This window comes from Serratia sp. 506_PEND (assembly GCF_001076875.1).
GTDB lineage: Bacteria > Pseudomonadota > Gammaproteobacteria > Enterobacterales > Enterobacteriaceae > Serratia > Serratia marcescens.
Genome location: NZ_JVEL01000380.1, coordinates 1 through 613 on the forward strand (window position 1 = coordinate 1; position 613 = coordinate 613).

General features: G+C 61.5%; 1 protein-coding gene. It reads left to right on the forward strand.

Annotated elements, in window-relative coordinates; genetic code table 11:
• On the forward strand, window positions 1–613 hold a 613-nt coding region (locus tag ADK28_RS12875; protein WP_048795829.1), incomplete at both ends, for a type VI secretion protein IcmF/TssM N-terminal domain-containing protein.

The following is a 613-nucleotide window of genomic DNA, read 5'->3' on the forward strand; positions in this document are numbered from 1 at the left end:
CGGGGGACGGAAGACCAGAATGAGCAGAATGCCCGCCTGTGGCGGCATTTGCTGACGTGGCTGAAAACGCACCGTCGACGCCAGCCGCTTAATGGTCTCATCCTGACGCTTGATCTGAGTGAGCTTGCGAGGATGGGAACCTCGGCCAGGCATGCCAGCGCCCAGGTGCTGCGTACCCGGCTGATGGACATTGCCGATGAGCTGCAGACCCGGCTGCCGGTGTACGTGGTCCTCACGCATATCGATACACTGCATGGCGCGGGGGATTTTTTCCGCCAGCTCGATGCACAGACCCGACAGTCTCTGCTGGGCGTGAGCTTCAGCCCTGACCCGGCGGAGACAACCGCATGGTCCGGCGAGCTGGAGACCTTCTGGGATCTCTGGCTCAGCAAGCTTAACGCGGCGCTCAGTTCCACCATGCTGGCTCCCCCGGCGCAAACGCCTCCGTCAGATGCGTTTTTGTTTATACGCCAGCTTGCAGGACTCCAGTCGTTCGTGCAGACGACGCTGTCGGACATGCTGGCGGGAGAGGAAACGGCTGTTTTCCCGGTGCGGGGGATTTATCTGAGCTCGGTATACCAGCAGGGCGTGCCTTTTGATGGCTTCTCCCGGG